Below are 5,962 nucleotides of genomic sequence, written 5' to 3' on the forward strand. Positions count from 1 at the left end.
AGCCGGCGCAGCCGGCGGCGGCGGAAGCGCCCGCGGCCGAGCCGGCCCGTCCGGCTCGGGTGGAGCGCCCGGAGCGGCCCAAGCCGGCCGCCCGTCCGGCGCCGCGCCGCGAGGAGCCCGGACGCGGCGCTGGCAAGCGCCGCCAGGGTGGTCGCGACGAGCGTGGTGGGTTCGGCGATGATGGCGCCGGGCGGCTGCGCAGCCGTTCCCGGCCGGGCGCCAACCGGCAGGCCAGCCGCCACAAGTTCGAGCGCCCGCAGGGTGCCATCACGCGTGAGGTTGAGGTTCCGGACAGCATTACCGTGGCCGAATTGGCCAGCCGCATGTCCGTGAAGGCGGCGGAGGTCATCAAGTGCCTCATGGGCATGGGGCAGATGGCCACCATCAACCAGGCGCTGGATCAGGACACGGCCATGCTGGTGGTCGAGGAAATGGGCCACACCGCCAAGGCGGCGGCGCCACAGACCCCCGAAGCCCTGCTGGACGAGTTGGTTCCGACCGGCGACGCCGTGACGCGGGCGCCGGTGGTGACCGTGATGGGACACGTCGATCACGGCAAGACCACGTTGCTGGATTACATCCGCAAGTCGCAGGTGGCGTCCGGTGAGGCCGGCGCCATCACCCAGCACATCGGGGCCTATCACGTGACAACGCCGCGCGGTGCCGTCACGTTTCTGGACACACCGGGGCATGCTGCGTTCTCGGCCATGCGCGCGCGGGGCGCGGCGCTGACCGACATCGTCATTCTGGTGGTGGCCGCCGACGACGGCGTGATGCCGCAGACGATCGAGGCCATTCAGCATGCCAAGGCGGCCGGCGTGCCGCTGGTGGTGGCGGTCAACAAGGTCGACAAGCCCGAGGCCGATCCGGGGCGCGTCAAGCAGGAGCTGATCCAGCATGAGGTGATCGCCGAGGACTTCGGTGGCGACGTGCAGTTCGTTCCGGTGTCGGCGAAGTCGGGCGAGGGCATCGAGGGATTGCTCGAGGCCGTGCTGCTGCAGGCCGAGGTCATGGAGCTCAAGGCGGTGGCGGATGGCCCCGGCATGGGCGTAGTGGTTGAGTCCAAACTCGACCGAGGTCGCGGCCCGGTCGCCACCCTGCTGGTACAGGCCGGCACGCTCAAGCGGGGCGACATGGTGCTCGCCGGCGGCGAGTACGGGCGTGCACGCCTGCTGCTGGACGAGCACGCACAGACACTGCTCGAGGCCGGCCCGTCGCGGCCGGTGGAGTTGCTTGGCCTGTCGGGCGTGCCGAATGTCGGTGACGTGTTCAACGTCGTCGAGGATGAGCGCAAGGCGCGCGACATTGCCCAGTTCCGTCAGCAGACGGCGCGCGAGGCCGCCCTGGCGCGGCGCGAGGCGGCCAGCGGTGGCGACATCTTCAGCCAGTTGCGCGCGGCCGAGATCAAGTCGCTGAACGTGATCATCAAGGGTGACGTGCAGGGCTCCGTCGAGGCCATCGCGGCCTCGCTGCTGAACCTGGCAACCGATGAGGTCAGTGTGCGGGTCGTCGGCTCCGGCGTCGGCGGCATTACGGAGACCGACGTCAACCTGGCGCTGTCCACCGGTGCCGTGTTGGTCGGCTTCAACGTGCGCGCCGATGCCACCGCCCGCAAGCTGCTCAAGGAAGTGGGCGTCGATGTTCGCTACCACAGCATCATCTATGAGGTGATCGACGAGGTGAAGCGGGCGCTGGGCGGGCTGCTGGAGCCGGAGGTCAAGGAAACCATCCTCGGCCTGGCAGAGGTTCGCGAGGTGTTCCACTCGGCCAAGTTCGGCGCGGTGGCCGGCTGCATGGTTTCGGAAGGGGTCGTGCGCCGCCGCTGCCCGATCCGCGTGCTGCGCGACAACGTGGTCATCTACGAAGGTGAGCTGGAGTCGCTGCGCCGTCACAAGGACGACGTCACCGAGGTGCGTGCCGGCGTCGAGTGCGGTATCGCCGTCAAGCAGTACGACGATGTCCAGGTCGGCGACCAGATCGAGTGCTACGAGCGCGTGACGGTCGAGCGTACCCTTTAACCCGTATGCAGGGCGTCGATCGAACCCGGCGGGTGGCGCAGGCAATAGCTGCCGAGCTTCCGGCCGCGTTGCGACAGGTCAAGGATCCGCGCGTGACGGGCCTGATCACCGTGCATCAGGTGACCGTCAGCAAGGACCTGGGCATCGCCCGCGTGCGCTTTGGCGTGCTGGGCGGCGCCGATGCCGCCGAGGCGGGCGTTGGGCTGCGCAACGCCGCCGGTTTCCTGCGGCGTTGTCTGGCGGCGGCACTGCATCTGCGGCGGATGCCGGAGCTGCGGTTCGAGTACGACGAGCCTTCGAACGTCGATGCCCTGTTGCGACAGATTGCTGCCCAGGACGAGGGTAGCCATTGAGCCGTCGCCGGGGCCGTGCGGTCAGTGGCGTGCTGCTGCTGGATAAACCGAGCGGGCTGACGTCCAACCAGGCTTTGCAGACCGCCCGGCGCCTGTTCAATGCCGCCAAGGCGGGGCATACCGGCACCCTCGATCCGCTGGCCAGCGGGCTGTTGCCGTTGTGTTTCGGCGAGGCCACGAAGGTATCGCGGTTCCTGCTTGGCGCCGACAAGGGCTATCGAGCGCGGTTGCGCCTTGGTGTCACCACCCGCACCGGTGACAGTTCCGGCGAGGTGTTGCGCGAGCGGCCGGTGACGGTCGATCGTGCGCAACTGGAGGCCGTGTTGCGGGCGCACACCGGCGAGTTGCAACAGGTGCCGCCGATGTACTCCGCCCTCAAGCGCGACGGCGAGCGCCTGTATGTGTTGGCCCGTCGTGGTGAGACCGTCGAGCGAGAGCCACGCACGGTGCATATCGCGCGTCTGGAGTTGCGCGAGCATGCCGGCACGGAGCTCGAACTGGACGTCGATTGTTCCAAGGGCACCTATGTACGCACCCTGGCCGAAGACATCGGCGAGGCGCTTGGATGTGGCGCGCACCTGACTGCGCTGCGACGCGTGCGGGTCGGTGACCTCACGTTGTCGGGGGCCGTCACGCTCGAGGCCCTGGCGCAGCGTGCGGCCGACACCGACGCGCTGGATGCCTGCTTGACGCCGTTGTCAGACGCCCTCAGCCATCTGCCGCAGCATGTCGTCTCCGACGCCGAGGCGGAGCGCCTGCGTCACGGCCAGCCGTTGTCCGTCGCGGGTGGCGCTGCACAGGGCTGGGTGGCGGTTTTTTCAATGCGGCGCGAATTCCTGGGCATGGTCGAGCGGGTCGGTGCACAGCTGGTGCCGCGCCGCCTTGTCGGGCATGACGTTTGAGCTCATATCAGCCGTTTGTTCGCCCACTGTCCACAGTGGGTCGGCGTAACTTGAGTGCGCGGCAAGCGCATCGGTATAATCCCCCGTTTTTCCGCGGTCGGTCAGCGGTAGTTTTCCCGGAGTAGTCAATCCATGTCGCTCAGTGTCGAGAAGAAATCCGAACTGGTGCAGTCCTACGGGCGCGGCGCCAATGACACCGGTTCGGTGGAGGTTCAGGTCGCGCTGCTGTCGGCGCGTCTTGAGCAGCTCAACGAGCACTTCAAGCTGCACCGTCAGGACCACCATTCGCGCCGCGGTCTGCTCAAACTGGTTGCGCAGCGGCGCAAATTGCTCGATTACCTGAAGCGTTGCGACAACGATCGCTATCGCGCGCTGGTCGAGCGTCTGGGCCTGCGCCGCTGAGGCAGCCCTCCGGTTCGCCACCGCCGGGCGGGCGGATCGAACGTTCCAAAGCATAGGAAGAACGCCACGTGAAATTGATCCGTAAAGAAATTCCGTTCGGTCGGCACACGCTGAGCCTGGAAACAGGGGAAATCGCCAAACAGGCACACTCGGTGATGGTCCGCATGGGCGACACCGTGGTGCTGGTGGCGGTTACCGCCAGCAAGAGCGTGAAGCCGGGGCAGGATTTCTTCCCTCTGACGGTCGATTTCGTCGAGCGTACGTACGCCGCGGGCCGCATTCCCGGGGGCTTCTTCAAGCGCGAGGCGCGTCCCTCCGAGAAGGCGATCCTCACCTCGCGCCTGATTGATCGCGCCCTGCGGCCGTTGTTCCCGAAGGGGTTCTACAACGAAGTGCAGGTGGTGCCGACCGTGTTGTCGGCCGACGACGAGGTCGATCCGGACATTCCGGCCATGATCGGCGCATCGGCGGCGATGATGTTGGCCGGTGTGCCGTTCCAGGGGCCGGTTGGTGCGGCCCGCATCGGCTACAAGGACGGTGCCTTCGTGCTGAACCCCAGCTACAAGGAGACCGCCGAGTCCGATCTGAATCTGGTGGTCGCCGGTACGTCGGAAGGCGTCATCATGGTCGAGTCCGAGGCCAGCATGCTGCCCGAGTCGGTCATGCTCGACGGGGTGCTGTTCGGCCAGGAGGCGTTCCTGCCGGTGCTGCAGGCGATCCGCGAGATGGCGCAGGAAGCCGGCGTCGAGCCGTGGCCCTGGACGCCGCCGGAGAAGGACGAGGCGCTCGAGGCCGCCGTGGTGGCGGTGGTGGAGCAGCCGCTCAAGGACGCCTATTCCATCGCGGACAAGAAGGCCCGCCAGGAAGCGGTGGCCCAGGTTCGCGAGCGGGTGGCGCATTTGGCCGGTGAAAACGGCGAGCGCGCGCAGGAAGTGCAGGCGCTGTTCTCGTCGGTGGAAAAGGGCATCGTACGCGGACGCATCCTGGATGCGCAGCCGCGTATCGACGGCCGTACCACCCGCCAGGTGCGGCCGATCAGCATCCGCACCGGCGTGCTGCCGCGTACCCACGGTTCGGCGCTGTTCACGCGCGGCGAAACCCAGGCGCTGGTGGTGACCACGCTGGGCACCGAGCGCGACGCGCAGGTGATCGACGCGCTCGAGGGCGAGTACCGAGACGACTTTCTGCTGCATTACAACTTCCCGCCGTACTGCGTGGGCGAGACCGGCCGCATGGGCGCCACCAAGCGCCGCGAGATTGGTCACGGTCGTTTGGCCAAGCGGGCCTTGGCGGCGGTGCTGCCGCCCAAGGGCACGTTCCCGTACACGCTGCGCGTGGTGTCGGAAATCACCGAATCGAACGGTTCGAGCTCCATGGCCACCGTGTGCGGCGGCAGCCTGTCGCTGATGGACGCCGGTGTGCCGGTGAAAGAGCCGGTGGCCGGTATCGCCATGGGCCTGATCACCGACGGCAGCCGTTTCGCGGTGCTGTCGGACATCCTCGGCGACGAGGATCACCTGGGCGACATGGACTTCAAGGTGGCCGGTACCGCCAGCGGCGTGACCGCGCTGCAGATGGATATCAAGGTGACCGGCATCACCGGTCAGATCATGCAGGCCGCACTCGAGCAGGCGCGCGAAGGCCGCATGCACATTCTGGGTGAAATGGCCAAGGCGCTGGCGGCGCCGCGCGAACAGATGTCCGACTACGCGCCGCGCATCCTGACCATGCGGATCCATCCGGACAAGATCCGCGATGTGATCGGCAAGGGTGGCGTGACCATTCGCGGCATCACCGAGCAGACCGGCACCACCATCGACATCGACGACGACGGCACGGTGCGCATCGCCTCGGTGGATCGGGCCGCGGCCGAGGAGGCGCGTGGGTTGATCGAGCGCATCACCGCCGATGTTGAGGTCGGTATGGTGTACGAGGGCCGTGTGGCGCGTCTGATGGACTTCGGGGCGTTTGTGACCATCCTGCCCGGTCGCGATGGGCTCCTGCATATCTCGCAGATTTCCGAGGAGCGCGTGGAGCGGGTCAGTGACAAGCTGGCCGAGGGCGACGCGGTGCGCGTCAAGGTGCTGGAGGTCGACAAGCAGGGCCGCATTCGCTTGAGCATGAAGGCTCTGGCGGAAGGCGAGTAACCGAAGTAACCGAAGTGGTGGCGATTCACGGCCGAAAGGCCGTGAATCGCAGATACGAAAAAGCCGGCATTTCGCCGGCTTTTTCGTATCTGTCCGCCTCCCCGTGACCGTGTGCCGGCGGGGGAGGCCGGCCCGTTCAG

5 protein-coding genes are annotated in these 5,962 nt (G+C 67.3%); all 5 read left to right on the top strand.

From position 1 onward, the window contains the following. A partial coding sequence (infB, locus tag ABYX71_RS09910; RefSeq protein WP_372696337.1) for a translation initiation factor IF-2 occupies positions 1-2,018 on the top strand: 2,018 nt, incomplete at its 5' end. 5 nt (positions 2,019-2,023) lie between these two features. Further along, positions 2,024-2,371 carry a 30S ribosome-binding factor RbfA gene (rbfA, locus tag ABYX71_RS09915; protein ID WP_372696338.1) on the top strand — a complete coding sequence of 116 codons (348 nt, stop codon included), beginning with the start codon at positions 2,024-2,026 and terminating at the stop codon, positions 2,369-2,371. Continuing rightward, on the top strand, positions 2,368-3,273 hold the full coding sequence (gene truB / locus ABYX71_RS09920; RefSeq protein WP_372696339.1) for a tRNA pseudouridine(55) synthase TruB: 906 nt from the start codon (positions 2,368-2,370) through the stop codon (positions 3,271-3,273). The genes rbfA and truB overlap by 4 nt, the downstream gene beginning before the upstream one ends. Before the next feature lie 132 nt (positions 3,274-3,405). Further along, a complete protein-coding gene (gene rpsO / locus ABYX71_RS09925) occupies positions 3,406-3,675 on the top strand; it encodes a 30S ribosomal protein S15 (RefSeq protein ID WP_372696340.1) in 270 nt (89 codons plus the stop codon). 68 nt (positions 3,676-3,743) lie between these two features. After that, the gene (gene pnp, locus ABYX71_RS09930; protein WP_372696341.1) at positions 3,744-5,822 is read left to right on the top strand and encodes a polyribonucleotide nucleotidyltransferase; all 2,079 of its coding nucleotides are present in this window, start codon (positions 3,744-3,746) and stop codon (positions 5,820-5,822) included. The last annotated feature ends 140 nt before the right edge of the window (positions 5,823-5,962 follow it).

This window comes from Immundisolibacter sp., from assembly GCF_041625615.1.
Lineage (GTDB): Bacteria > Pseudomonadota > Gammaproteobacteria > Immundisolibacterales > Immundisolibacteraceae > Immundisolibacter.

Coding starts and splice junctions, on each gene's coding strand:
- rbfA (WP_372696338.1), top strand. CDS start 2,024: ATGCAGGGCGTCGATCGAACCCGGCGGGTGGCGCAGGCAATAGCTGCC.
- rpsO (WP_372696340.1), top strand. CDS start 3,406: ATGTCGCTCAGTGTCGAGAAGAAATCCGAACTGGTGCAGTCCTACGGG.